General features: G+C 62.5%; 12 protein-coding genes. 5 read left to right on the top strand and 7 right to left on the bottom strand.

The window, feature by feature from the left end; translation table 11 throughout:
• Nucleotides 1-284 precede the first annotated feature (284 nt).
• Both GS429_RS13810 and GS429_RS13805 read left to right on the top strand, forming a co-directional pair.
• Nucleotides 285-677, top strand: a complete 393-nt coding sequence (locus tag GS429_RS13810) for a DUF7344 domain-containing protein (protein WP_160065956.1) — start codon at nucleotides 285-287, stop codon at nucleotides 675-677.
• A gap of 46 nt (nucleotides 678-723) precedes the next feature.
• Nucleotides 724-1,509: a TrmB family transcriptional regulator gene (locus GS429_RS13805; protein ID WP_160065955.1), complete on the top strand. Its 786-nt coding sequence runs from the start codon at nucleotides 724-726 to the stop codon at nucleotides 1,507-1,509.
• Between the two features lie 26 nt (nucleotides 1,510-1,535).
• On the opposite strand, the gene GS429_RS13800 is transcribed toward GS429_RS13805, so the two are convergent.
• Both GS429_RS13800 and GS429_RS13795 read right to left on the bottom strand, forming a co-directional pair.
• Nucleotides 1,536-1,967: a universal stress protein gene (locus GS429_RS13800; RefSeq protein ID WP_160065954.1), complete on the bottom strand. Its 432-nt coding sequence runs from the start codon at nucleotides 1,965-1,967 to the stop codon at nucleotides 1,536-1,538.
• A 251-nt stretch (nucleotides 1,968-2,218) separates the two neighbouring features.
• Nucleotides 2,219-3,193 carry a D-2-hydroxyacid dehydrogenase gene (locus GS429_RS13795; protein WP_201294018.1) on the bottom strand — a complete coding sequence of 325 codons (975 nt, stop codon included), beginning with the start codon at nucleotides 3,191-3,193 and terminating at the stop codon, nucleotides 2,219-2,221.
• 299 nt (nucleotides 3,194-3,492) lie between these two features.
• On the opposite strand from GS429_RS13795, the gene GS429_RS13790 reads away from it, so the two are divergent.
• Nucleotides 3,493-4,884, top strand: coding sequence for an NAD(P)/FAD-dependent oxidoreductase (locus GS429_RS13790; protein WP_160065953.1), 1,392 nt, complete (start codon nucleotides 3,493-3,495; stop codon nucleotides 4,882-4,884).
• 281 nt (nucleotides 4,885-5,165) lie between these two features.
• Nucleotides 5,166-6,173, top strand: coding sequence for a cytochrome c oxidase subunit 3 (locus tag GS429_RS13785; RefSeq protein WP_160065952.1), 1,008 nt, complete (start codon nucleotides 5,166-5,168; stop codon nucleotides 6,171-6,173).
• 139 nt (nucleotides 6,174-6,312) lie between these two features.
• Here GS429_RS13785 and GS429_RS13780 read toward each other — a convergent pair whose 3' ends face one another.
• From GS429_RS13780 to GS429_RS13765, 4 genes are all read right to left on the bottom strand, one after another.
• Nucleotides 6,313-6,498, bottom strand: coding sequence for a hypothetical protein (locus tag GS429_RS13780; RefSeq protein ID WP_160065951.1), 186 nt, complete (start codon nucleotides 6,496-6,498; stop codon nucleotides 6,313-6,315).
• A 91-nt stretch (nucleotides 6,499-6,589) separates the two neighbouring features.
• Nucleotides 6,590-6,754, bottom strand: coding sequence for a hypothetical protein (locus tag GS429_RS13775; protein ID WP_160065950.1), 165 nt, complete (start codon nucleotides 6,752-6,754; stop codon nucleotides 6,590-6,592).
• A gap of 7 nt (nucleotides 6,755-6,761) precedes the next feature.
• Nucleotides 6,762-7,409, bottom strand: a complete 648-nt coding sequence (locus GS429_RS13770; RefSeq protein ID WP_160065949.1) for a DUF7979 domain-containing protein — start codon at nucleotides 7,407-7,409, stop codon at nucleotides 6,762-6,764.
• Nucleotides 7,406-9,688, bottom strand: a complete 2,283-nt coding sequence (locus tag GS429_RS13765; protein WP_160065948.1) for a DUF6789 family protein — start codon at nucleotides 9,686-9,688, stop codon at nucleotides 7,406-7,408. Before GS429_RS13765 ends, GS429_RS13770 begins: the two co-directional genes overlap by 4 nt.
• Before the next feature lie 228 nt (nucleotides 9,689-9,916).
• Between GS429_RS13765 and coxB the strand changes: the two genes are divergently transcribed.
• Entirely contained in the window at nucleotides 9,917-10,696 is a 780-nt protein-coding gene (gene coxB, locus GS429_RS13760; protein WP_160065947.1) for a cytochrome c oxidase subunit II, read from the top strand.
• Nucleotides 10,697-11,054: 358 nt separating this feature from the next.
• On the opposite strand, the gene GS429_RS13755 is transcribed toward coxB, so the two are convergent.
• Nucleotides 11,055-11,465: a DUF7344 domain-containing protein gene (locus GS429_RS13755; protein ID WP_160065946.1), complete on the bottom strand. Its 411-nt coding sequence runs from the start codon at nucleotides 11,463-11,465 to the stop codon at nucleotides 11,055-11,057.
• Between the last annotated feature and the right edge of the window lie 257 nt (nucleotides 11,466-11,722).

Genomic DNA, 11,722 nt, shown 5'->3' with positions numbered 1-11,722 from the left:
CGCGAATTCGCGACCGACTTCTCATACGGTTTCCTGTAGTCAATGACCGCCGATCACCGACCCCGTCTCTGGTGATCGGCGGTACATAGTTACAGCAATCCGTATCAGTGACTGCTGTCCGACAGTATGACGTTCACGACTCTCACTCCGTCGTCTACACCGACCCAGCGCCGTCTGTACAACGGCCACAGTGTGCTCTCGAGACGCCGAATTTCGTCGCAGTACTCGTTCGAACCTATCCAATTTGGCGGCGTGTACAAATACGTACGATTCTAACGGGAGGTATGCTTCCCGTCATCTCCGATCCAGAATCCCTGACGTCGGTTTCCGCAGGCTCCGCTGCCGAAACGGAGACGGACGCAGCCTTCGATCTGCTGGCCGATCGGCGACGCCGAGCCGTCCTCCGCTTTCTGGACGAGAACGAGGACCCCGTCTCGCTGTCGGATCTCGCGGATCACCTCACCCTCGAGGAGGACGGACGGGAGAACGGAACGCTCGCCAGTTGTGGCGATGCACTCCTGGGAACGCGACGACGCATTCACATCTCGCTTCGTCACACTCACGTACCGAAGTTGGCGGGAGCCGACGCCGTCGAGTTCGATCCCGGTTCGAACACCGTCGCCCTGCGCGAAACGGGTGAATCCCTGCTCCATCGTATCGAGATGGAAAGCGAGTGACCGCTGCAAGCACCAGCCCCAGTAGGATCCCCACGAATTCTGAACCATGCCGACTGAGGAGCAGGCGGTCCAGCTCCTGGGCGAACTGGGACTGACCGAGTACGAGGCGCGCTGCTTCGTCGCAGCCTCGCGCGTCTCGACGGCGACGGCCGCAGAGATCTCCGATCTTTCGGATGTCCCCCGCTCGCGCGTCTACGACGCACTCGAGCGGTTACACCGCCGCGGACTGGTCGACGTCCAGCAGTCCGAACCACGCAAGTATCGGGCTATCTCGAAAGCAACAGCCCTCGAGTCACTGCAAGAGCAGTACGAGGCGACGATCGAGGCGACGGACGAAGCCCTCTCGAATCTCCAGAAGGCGAGCGATCTCGAGGAGAGCGGGGCGTGGGCGATCGCCGACCACGATCACGTTACCAACCGAATCGGCGGGTTTCTCGAGGCCGCAACGGACGAAATATACGTTCTCGTTACCGACGGCGACCTCCTCGACCAGCAGTTTCTCGAGCACCTCGCCGTAGCCGACGACGACGTGACTGTTCGCGTCGAGGTGCCGTCCGAGGAGACCCGCGATCGGGTTCAGGGGGTCGTGCCCTCGGCGACGGTCGTCCCCACGGATCTCGCGGCTGATCCCGCAGTCCTCGAAAACAAGTGGCTCGGACGGATCGTCATGGTCGATCGGCGGGCGGTACTGTTGGGTGCCGTGACGGAGCAGCCACGACCCGGCCAGATCGAAGAAACCGCGATCTGGGCGACGGGCCCCGACCACGGGCTGGTCGTCGGTCTTCGACACCTTCTCGGTGCACGGATCGATTCTCAGGGCGTTTTCGGCTAGGCGAGCGCGGGTTCAGGATTCAGGGTTCAGACGTCACGCTGTGGGAGCGCGACTACCGGCACGGACGCCTCTTTAACCAGTCGCCGCGCCACGTCACCGGTCAGCAGTTCCGCGAGTCGATTGCCTTCCCGCGGTGCGAAGACGACGGCGTCGGCGGTTCGGTCCTGCGCTTCGGCGAAGATTCGCTCCACGATATCGGTTCCGTAGAGGATATCGGTCTCGAGCGCCGCATCTGTCGACTGGAGCGGCCGTCGCGTGCGCTCGAAGATATCTTCGGCGTGCTTCTCGCGCTGTTCCATCGAGGCCTTATCGGGTGCGCCACCCGCTTTCTCGATCACGTTGACGATGATGACCGAACTGGTCGGCGTGAGATGCGGGACGAGTGCCTCAGCCGTCCGCTCACCGTCGTCCGGGTCTGCAGCCGGGACGATAACCGTTCCGTCGAACGAGAGCGTCATCGGGACCCCTCCGCTCCAGGGGTCGTTCCTATCCGGTCGTGAAAACGGTGTACGCCAGCGCCGTGGAGAGGTGTCGGTCTCTGTTCCATACTCGACGTTCGATCCGTTGAGTGAAAAAAGTGCAGTCGGCAACGACTGATCGCGAAACGACGACAAACGCGAAGGCTCAGACGGTCTGCTGTACCTGTTACCCGGGGCGATCGCGAGAGCGGTCATGCGGTCGTGCCGGCACTGACGCACAACAGTCCGTATCAGAGACGAACCTGGTTCTCGAGTTCGGCGTCCGCTCCGTCCGCGTCGACTCGGCGGACGTTTTCGGCGATGATATCCGCCAATCGCTCGTAGTAGTTCGGCGTATGTCCCGCATTGTGCGGCGTGATCTGGACGTTCTCGAAGTTCCAGAGCGGATGTTCTTCCGGGAGCGGTTCGGGATCGGTAACGTCCAGTGATGCCCCGCGAATCCAGTTCGAGCGCAGGGCATCGACGAGTGCGTCGGTCTCGACGACCGGGCCGCGGGCGACGTTGACGAGGACGGCATCGGGGTCCATCGTGACGAACGCCTCGCCGTCGATCAGCCCGCGGGTGGTCTCCGTGAGCGGACACGCGAGGACGAGGTAGTCGGTGCGCGCCAGCGCCTCGTCGAATCCCTCACCGCCGAACCCGATCACGTCGTCCGTCGGCCCACCCTTTTCGGGCGTGTAGCGCACGCCGATCGTTTCGACGCCGAACGGCTCGAGGCGGTCACAGACCGCTCGGCCGATCGCGCCGAGACCGACGATCGTCACCGTTGATCCCTGCAGTTCGTGGGCCTGGTAGTGGCGCCACTCCCGGCGGCGCTGCTGGCGCGCGCCGACGTGGAACCGGCGTGTAAATCGGAGGATCGCGCCCAGAACGTGTTCGCCGATGTTCGGGCCGTGGACGCCCGAAGCGTTCGTCACCGCGACCCCGCGCGCTTCGAGTCGATCGAGCGGCAGGTGGCCGGTCCCCGCGTAGGCGCAGGCGAATACCTCGAGGTTCTCGGCGGCCTCGAGGAGGTCATCGCGGAAGGTCATGCCCGTAACGAACCGTGCATCTCGGATCGCTTCGCGTTCTTCGGCCGGCGTTCGTGCCAGTTCCACCGTTCGGTCGGGCAGTCGCTCTCGGATCGCGGCGGCGTACTGCTCGACCGGCATACCGTGTGTCCCCGTCCGGAGGACGAGCACGTCCGGCGCGGTATCACCACTCATGTCCGTGGCGTCGGTCGGTGCGGGCAAAAGCGTTCGTTTCCCGGAACGGGCCACAGCTTGCAGATCACGGCCCCAGCCCACAGCCCGCGGCGCGCTCGAGCGACGCTCGTGTACGATGGCGCGGGCACCTGCCCGACGGCTGCCGACCGTCACTCGTCGGCAACCGATTCCGAGTCCTCGTTCGTTGGCCATCACGCGCCACCCGTCACCACACGCGTCACGCGTCATCAGTTACCACCCGCTTCCCTCCTCGGGACGTTCAGGCAATTTAATAATGGCCCGCTGAGTCCGAACGGAGTATGGAACGCGTAGACGTCGCGATCGTCGGTGGCGGCCCCGCAGGGACGTCCGCAGCCGAACGGGCAGCGTCCCACGGCGCCGAGACCGTCCTCTTCGAACAGGGTGTCCCGCGGGAAGACCGCGACGGAATCGGACCGGATTCGACCGACGCCGCCGGTATGCTCGACTACTGGATCGACATCATGGACTTCGACTACCGGGAGATTCCCGACGAGGTCATCCACCGCGAACTCGAGGGCACCGAGTTCATCGGCCCCACGAACACCGTCACGCTGACGACGACCGGCATGGAGGCCAGCTACCCCAAATTCGGCTACACCTTCCACCGCGCCCGAATGGACGACTGGCTTCACGAGCGCGCCGCGGACGCTGGCGCCGACCTCCGCGTCGGAACCGGCGTCAAAGACCTCGAGACGGATCTGCGAGCCGAGAGCGAAAACGGACCGACCCACACCCTGACCCTCTCGAACGGCGACCGGCTTGAAGCCCAGTACGTCGTCCTCGCCGACGGCCCGCAGCGTCGGATCACCCTCGACGCGCTGGATCAGTTCACGGCTCCCGGCCGCAGCGTTTCGGATCACCTCTCGCCCCCGAAGGCCAACCACATCGCCTACCAGGAGTATCGAGACTTCCCCCCCGAGCTGTTCGAGGAGTTCGAGGACACCCTCAAGTTCTGGTGGGGCTACATGCCCGGCGAGACCGCGTACCCGTGGGTGTTCCCCAACGACGGCACGGTCGCCCGCGTCGGGCTGACGATGCCGATCGGGATGGAACTCGAGAACGTCGCAAATCCAGGTTCGTACAAACTTCTCCGGCCGGACGACGACCGACTGCCGTCGGGGTCCGAGTACATCCGTCGGCTGCTCGAACAGGAGTACGGCGACGAGTACGACATCGAAGAGGACATTCCGCTCGTCGAGGACCGCGGGAAGTCCAAGGGGACGGAGACGTATCCGATCTCCTCGACGCGCCCGATCGACTCCCCCGTCGGCGCGAACATCGCCGTCGCCGGCGGCGCGATGGGGACGACATCGGCGTTCCACGAGGGCGGCTACCACGTCGCCGTCCGGACGGGGAAGATCGCCGGCCGGCTGGCCGCGACCGACTCGCTTGCGAACTACAACGACGTCTGGAAGCGCGCTATCGGCGACGAAATCCTGCGAAACGTTTCCTTCGCCGATATCGTCAAAGACTACGAGCCCGACGACTGGGACTGGGCGTTCGGTGTCATCAACGACATGCAAGGCGACGCCACCGGAAACAACCTGATCAGCAAGGGCTACTCCGCCGGCCTCGGCGCCTCGAAAGTCCTGCTGTCCTACAAGAAACGGAAGTTCGACTACCGGAACGGCGGTTACGTCCAGTTGCGCGAGGACGAGTACTTTTACTAGCACCAACCGACCGTCTTTGCTGTTGGTGTACTGGAGATCGCCCTCGGCAACCAGTTGTCGATCCGTACTGCCGGACAGAACGATTCGAAGATCGGTCGCGCTCCTGCGGCCGCCCTCGGGGATGATGGCCGCGAATTCGCGACCGACTTCTCATCGACTGCTGTCCGACAGTATCAACGGTAACCCGTATCCGCTCCGGTCACTCCCGGTCACTCCTGTACGACTTCCTTACCGGTCCGTAAGCGCCGATCCTTTTTCCCGCTCGACGTGGACGCAGGGGTATGGCCGATCGGGAACGTGACCGGGAGCCGTGTAGAGACCAGCGGGACTCGAGTACCCCGGCCACCCCAACCCAATCGTCCGAGACCCCGTTCCGAGCCGACGGGGGCGGCCACGGCGTCTCGAGCGATGATTCGCCTTCTGACCCCGCTGGACCCGCTGGACCCGACGGACCCGTCGGTCCCGACAGCCCGCACGAACCGGAGGCTCACGGCGATCACGGCCACGACGAGCACGAGCACCGCAGCCGCTGGCCGTTCGTCGCCGCGCTCGGTGCCGGCGGCCTCTACAGCGGTCTCGCGATCGTTCTGCTCGGTGCTGCAGCCGGCGTCGTACCCCCGGTGCTCGGTATCGCGATCGCTGTCACCGGTACGATCGTCCTGCTCGCCGGAATCGCCGGCTGGGTCAACAAAGCGTTTCTCGTGCCCGCTCGAGACCACGCTGGACCAACGAAATCACGCGAATCGTACGTCTCGACGACGCTGCTGTTTCTCGCGACCGACGTCTCGACGTTCGGAGCGCTGTTCGTCTACTACTTTTTCGTCCGGATCGGCACGTGGCCACCGGCGGAACTGCCGCCGCTTTTGACCTCGCTCGTGCTGGTCAACACGCTGATCCTGCTCGCGAGCAGCGTGACCATCCACTACGCTCACGAGGCGTTACACGACGATAATCAGCGGCGATTTTTGGGTCTCCTCGGGACGACACTCGCCCTCGGGGTGATCTTCCTCGGCGGACAGGTCTACGAGTACTACGAGTTCGTCGTCCACGAGGGTTTTACCCTCTCGGAAGGCGTCTTCGGTAGCGCCTTCTTCGGACTTACCGGACTCCACGGCATCCACGTCGCGCTTGGCGTCGGCGGCATCGCCGTTGTGTTCTGGCGAGGACTGCGGGGACACTACGGACCGAACCGAGACACCTCCGTCGCGACCGTCTCGCTGTACTGGCACTTCGTCGACCTCGTCTGGGTGTTCCTCGTGATCGTCCTCTACGTGGGCGCGGCGATCTGAGGCCGGGACGTCGTCGATCTACGAGTGCGAACTACGAACAACGAGTCACGAGCAAGAAGCCACAAGCCACGAGAAACAAACCACAGACCCCGTGCTGTGACCGCCCCATCCGTGCGGCAGCCGACGCGGTCACGCCACGTCAGGGTAGATCATCACCCGCCTCGAGATCCTCCTCGAGAATACGGAGCGTCGGGTCGGGACAGTCACAGAACGAGGTCTGACCGAGCGGTTTGTGCGTCCCGTCGGCCCAGATTTGCACGATACCGATCGCTCCACAGCGTTCACACTTCGCCGCGGCACGTCGCTTGTCGCCGTTTTCGACCACGAGTTTACCTCACGGGTAGACTCCGTACCACAGCGAGCGGGGAAAAACCCGGGTGGTCAGTCACGACCGATCACACGAACGTTCAGCGACGTCAGTACCTCTCTTTCGGGGCGTCTGTCGGCCCCGGTGTCGACGAATCGGTCGTCGGCCCGTCCTCGAGGCCGACGGTGACGTAACTCCGATTCGTTTCGGGCGGCGATCCCTGAATAGCGCCGAACGAGAGCGTGTCCCTCGCTGTCTCGTCACGCCTATTCACCGTCTACTCACCGTCCACGATCCCGCTGAATCCGCTCCTCGAACCCGGCCATCTTCCGGTAGATCGGCGGGGTCAACACGCCCGCAACGCCGACGAGGATCGCTACCGATCCGATCGGGAACAGCAACGGTTCCGCCTCGAGACAGGAGTTCAACGACGCGATACGGACGTAGTACCGTTCGCCGTCGACGTCGATGACGACCCCCTCGAGCAAGTCGTCCTCGTTTTCCAAGCCCTCGCCGTCGACCGTCGCTTCCTCGAGCGGGCTGTCGATCGCATCCCGCAGCGCCTGCTGTTCGGCGGTCGAGAGCGCGTCGTAGTCGAGATCACCGACGGTTTCGGCGGGCCGCTCGCCGTCCTCGAGATGGCGAACTTCGATATCGGGATCGCCACAGAGACCGATCGTATCCTGCATGACAACGTAGCCGCCGACGATGGCGAGTGGGATACCGACGGCGATCAAGAGGACGCCGAGAAACGGGGCAGCGTAGGTCAGGAGATACGATTCCGCAGACTCGGTCGGTTCGCCGGTCGCCGGCGGATCTTCGGCCGTCTTCGATTCCGGCTTCGAGCCCGAGCCCGACTCCGATCCCGGCCCCGAATCGTCGCCAGCAGCGTTCTCGTCCGGACGCTCCGAACCGTCGTCGCCGCTCATCGTTGCTCCTCCGGCGGTGCCGGGTGGCGTCCACCCAGGTACTCGATCGTTCCGGCGAGTCCGAGTCCGTACAACCAGTGAGCGATCAGGACGAAAACGAGATAGGCGACCACCTCGAGTGCGACCTGCCCCGTGTAGAACGCGATCGCGAACCCGGAGGCGATGACGGTCGAATACCACAGCCCCGTGACCAGCGAGAGCTCGCCGGGCAGATACTCGCCCAGTGCCAGAAAGAGCAACGGCCAGGTGATCATTCCGCCCGCGAGGAACACCGCGTAGCCGAGCGTGACGCTCTCCGGCAACCCGACCAGGACCGCGAGTCCCGCGAAGGACTCGAGGTCGAAGACGTCGAGCGCGACGGCGACGGCGAGAACGCCCGACATCAGGACGGTCCCGACGAGGCCACCGGCAGCCCCGACACTCGCGTCGTTGGCCACCGTTCGAGCGACCGGCTTGATCCGTCCGTACAGCGACGGCGGACGCTCTTCTTGTGCCGGGACGTACGACCGGCGCACCTCGTCGGGTTCGGTCGGTTCGATGCCGCGCTCGCGCTCGAGTTTTGTCTCGAACCATTGCCACTCCGGCGTGAACTGATTGGTCGACTTGAGGTCCCACGGATCGGCGGTCTCGACGCGTTCGCCGTGGAAGTACGACCAGATCATGTTGTAGAACCACAGCAAAACGCTGAGCCCGATGACGTACGAACCGACGGTCGCGACGACGTGCAGCCACTGGAACTCGCCCGGATAGGTCGCGTACCGTCGCGGGTGCTCCATGAATCCGAGCGCCATCAGCGTCATGAACGTTAGCGCGGAACCCGCGACGAGCAGCGAGGACTGGAACAGCGCCAGCCGGCGGTCGTACAGCCGACCGGTGAGCAGCGGATACCAGTAGTAGCTCGCGGCGAACATCATGAGGGGAATAATCCCCATGACGATGAGGTGGAAGTGGCCCACGACGTAGTAGGTCCCGTGGTAGATGATGTCGACCGGGATCACGGCGAGAAAGATACCGGTGACGCCGCCGACGATAAACAAGCCGATCGAGCCGACACAGAGGATCGTCGGTGCGGCGAGTTTGACGTTCCCGTTCCACATCGTCGTGATCCAGTTGAACACCTTGATCGCGCTGGGAACGGCGATCGCGATCGAGGTAGCCATGAAACTCGCCCGGATTCGGGGATCGATACCGGTCGTGAACATGTGGTGTGCCCAGACGCCGAAGGAGAGGACGCCGATAGCGATCGTCGAGTAGACGATGAACTTGAATCCGAACAGCTTTCGTCCGACGAACTTCGGGAGGATAAGACTCATCAGCCCCGTCGCCGGGAGGAAGATGATGTACACCTCGGGATGGCCCCAAAACCAGAAGAGGTGCTGCCAGAGGATCGGTCCACCGCCCTCGACGGCGAAGAAGGTCGTCCCGAAGTTACGGTCGAACAGCAGCATGAGCAAGGCGGTCCCGAGCAGCGGAAACGCAAAGAGGGCGATTGCGCTCGTGACGAGCATGTTCCAGGAAAAAATATCGAGGTTCGCCCAGCCGATCGACTCGTCGCGCTCGTAGACGACCGTCGCGATGAAGTTGATCGCGGCGACCGTGGTAGCGATGCCACTCAGGTGGAGCCCTAACAGCAAAAAATTGATCTGTGGATCCGGTGCCGTCGACGACAGCGGTGCGTACATCGTCCACCCGATCGCCGGTTCGCGTAACGCAAAGAGAAACGCGAGCCAGGAGTCAGGAACCACCAGCGCGAGTGATCTAGACGTTATCTCGGCGATAATACCGAGCCGTGACAGCAACAACGCGGGCGGTAACAGCCAGAATCCGACGGCGTTGAGTCGCGGAAACGCCATATCGTCGGCCCCGATCAGCAACGGCAGAAAATAGTTCCCGATCCCAAAAAAAACGGGTGCGACGAAGAAGATGAGCATCGTCAACCCGTGCATCGTAAACAGTTCGTTGTAGGTCTGCTCCGGCCAGATGTCCGCCGCCGGCGTCAGCAGGTGCGTCCGAAGCATCATCGCATCGATCCCACCCCAGATCGCTGCAACAGTCCCGAACGCGATGTAGAGAAGACCGATCTCGCGGTGATGTGTCGTCGTCGTCCAGCGGACGACGGCAGCCTTCGCTTCGGGTATCGTCACCTCTCGCTCGCCGATAGCCGCATAGCCGCCGTCAGGCGACGGCTCCGCACGGAGCCGCTGTGCAACAAAAAGCGTCGCGAGACAGCCGATACCGATCGCAGCGAACAGTGCTACCTGTACCAACACCCGAGTCATCGCCGATCGCCACCCCCGGTGGCGTGCAACTGGACACCGCTGTCCCCGACGTACATAGCCAATGGCTCACCATCGATCCCAATAAGGCCAATCGACAAGCCGATGACTATCACTTTTCCCGACAGTACAGCTACTCCACTGTTTCAAAATCTATTACTCTCAATAAACAGAGACTCTCTCGGTTCCGATGAAGGCCGTATAACACGCCGGTCGTAGAACCCCACCGCAATGGGCAGTCGCCGACGCTATCGTAGACACGCACTCACGGCGGTTGCAGGACTGGTGACTCTCTCCAGTTCAGTTGCCGCACAGTCCGAAAACCGCGACCTCATCGACGGCCTCGAATACCAGTTGCTCTACGTCGCTCTCCCGCTGACGCTGTTCGTCCTCATGATCCTCGTCTACGCGGCGGTCAAGTTCTACGACAACGACGACCCCAAACCGACCGCGGAGGATCCGGCCCTCGAGATCACCTGGACTGCTGCGACCGCTATCATCCTCCTGTTCGTCGGCATCGCCGGCTACAGTGTCCTCGTCAGCCCGTACATCTCTCCCTCGCAGCCGGCCGATCTCACCGGCGACGGCGATATTACCGACGAGGAGCTCGACTCCCTCGAGGATCTCCCCGAAACCGACGACGAGGAAGTCGTCGTCCGCGGCTATCAGTGGGGTTGGGAAGTGACCTACCCCGACGCGAACGTCACCACCAGAGACGAAATCGTGATCCCGGCCGACGAGGACGTGACGATGTGGCTGACGGCCGACGACGTGATTCACGCGCTGTTCGTTCAGGAACTCGGAATCAAACAAGACGCCTTCCCCGGAGAATTCACACGCGTTCGAACCGTCGCTTACGAAACCGGCCAGTACAACGCCGTCTGCACCGAGTTCTGCGGGGCCGGCCACTCGCGAATGGACGCAACTGTCCACGTCGTCGATCCCGACACGTACGAAGAGTGGCTCGAGGAACACGAGGACGAACAGGCAACGCCACCGGATCTCTCCTGAAACGTGATTCGCCACTAGCGCGGTTCCTGTCCGGTCACTGAAAGCGTTAAACGTCCGTCCCCCTAAATCCCACTGCGTGCCTTACGTCCCCGTCCGAGCAGACCCATTCGGGTGCGATGACAGCACGGCGAACCCAGGCACGCGACAGTAATTCGGTGGGCGTCGCCCACCCGACCGAGGAGTTCGTTACCTCCTCTGCCCGGCACGAGGGTTAGCCAGCCGACGCGGCATGCCGCCACGGGATGAGGCTGGACGTTAGTGTTCCGGGCGATACCTTTGTGACTCGAGCGTGAGCAGTCGCTCAAGTTTTTCTCCAAAACTGACACAACTCTTAAGCGACTCTTATCGGGAATCGAAACTAGTCACTCTGGTCGTTGTTCGCCGAGCGTGCCAGTGGTTCACTGTACAGGAACGACTCCTTCGAGTCGCCGGTGACCTCCACCTGTTCGTCGTCCGTTCTGGCCCGGCTGACAGTCGATCGAATGTCGTCGAACTCATCATCTGCGATGACGTCTCCAGTCCGATCGTCGTACTCGACGAGTCTATGGTCCGCAAGTTTCGGAAGGTGACTATGAATGAGCGACAGCATCACTGTCTGTTTGTGATCTTCGGAAACTGCATCGACTGTGAGATCCCGTTCCCAGGCGGCAATCTGCAGGGAAAGCCCATCGATATTTGCGTGCTCGTTGTCCAGAAAGTAGTACAGAACGTATCGTCGACGCGCTTCGGAAAGAAGCCCATAGACGACATCCAGAGATTCAGCGTTCATACTTCTGGGTTTCTCATAGGCCCGAATAAGCCCCGCTCCAAAAGGATTTGGAACAGCTAGTGATGGTGTTGAATTGCAAACATATCTGAGTCATGAGCCAGCCAAAAGCAACACGCGGAGTAACTGCTGGAACGTGACACGATCCGTCCAAACGAGTGTCCCGTCACTGGGCGGTGAATAACTGCAAAAACCCCGAACAGCCAACCCAGTGGCTGTCCAGGGTAATGAACTGCGCTCGGGAGAGCACAGAAAGTATG

The sequence above is a fragment of the Natronorubrum halalkaliphilum genome (assembly GCF_009834785.1).
In the GTDB taxonomy this organism is placed as follows: Archaea; Halobacteriota; Halobacteria; order Halobacteriales; family Natrialbaceae; genus Natronorubrum; species Natronorubrum halalkaliphilum.
This window is presented reverse-complemented; position numbering and strand designations above follow the sequence as displayed.

What these genes read in the sequence shown, in the direction of transcription:
- GS429_RS13790 (WP_160065953.1), top strand. Translation starts at nt 3,493, where the DNA reads ATGGAACGCGTAGACGTCGCGATCGTCGGTGGCGGCCCCGCAGGGACG.
- GS429_RS13805 (WP_160065955.1), top strand. Translation starts at nt 724, where the DNA reads ATGCCGACTGAGGAGCAGGCGGTCCAGCTCCTGGGCGAACTGGGACTG.
- GS429_RS13755 (WP_160065946.1), bottom strand. Translation starts at nt 11,465, where the DNA reads ATGAACGCTGAATCTCTGGATGTCGTCTATGGGCTTCTTTCCGAAGCG.
- coxB (WP_160065947.1), top strand. Translation starts at nt 9,917, where the DNA reads ATGGGCAGTCGCCGACGCTATCGTAGACACGCACTCACGGCGGTTGCA.
- GS429_RS13800 (WP_160065954.1), bottom strand. Translation starts at nt 1,967, where the DNA reads ATGACGCTCTCGTTCGACGGAACGGTTATCGTCCCGGCTGCAGACCCG.
- GS429_RS13795 (WP_201294018.1), bottom strand. Translation starts at nt 3,193, where the DNA reads ATGAGTGGTGATACCGCGCCGGACGTGCTCGTCCTCCGGACGGGGACA.
- GS429_RS13785 (WP_160065952.1), top strand. Translation starts at nt 5,166, where the DNA reads ATGGCCGATCGGGAACGTGACCGGGAGCCGTGTAGAGACCAGCGGGAC.
- GS429_RS13765 (WP_160065948.1), bottom strand. Translation starts at nt 9,688, where the DNA reads ATGACTCGGGTGTTGGTACAGGTAGCACTGTTCGCTGCGATCGGTATC.
- GS429_RS13810 (WP_160065956.1), top strand. Translation starts at nt 285, where the DNA reads ATGCTTCCCGTCATCTCCGATCCAGAATCCCTGACGTCGGTTTCCGCA.
- GS429_RS13770 (WP_160065949.1), bottom strand. Translation starts at nt 7,409, where the DNA reads ATGAGCGGCGACGACGGTTCGGAGCGTCCGGACGAGAACGCTGCTGGC.